Annotated in this window: 1 protein-coding gene; it reads right to left on the reverse strand. The window is 72.0% G+C overall.

Annotation, left to right across the window (positions count from 1 at the left end; translation table 11 throughout):
- On the reverse strand, window positions 1–214 hold a 214-nt coding region (locus IH13_RS39385), incomplete at both ends, for a KR domain-containing protein (protein WP_037843419.1).

Consider the following 214-nt stretch of genomic DNA (forward strand, 5'->3'; position numbering starts at 1 on the left):
CCCAGGGTCCCCAGGCGATGGAGGTGGCGGTCAGGCCACGGGCCCGCCGCCCCTCGGCCAGGGCGTCGAGGTGCGCGTTCGCCGCCGCGTAAGCGGCCTGGCCACCGCTGCCCCAGATCCCAGCGATCGACGAGAACAGCACGAACGCGTCGAGCGTCCGGTCACCGAAGATCGCGTCCAGGTTGTCCGCACCCATCACCTTGGCACGCAGCAC

The sequence above is a fragment of the Streptomyces sp. NRRL WC-3549 genome, assembly GCF_000721935.1.
GTDB lineage: Bacteria > Actinomycetota > Actinomycetes > Streptomycetales > Streptomycetaceae > Streptomyces.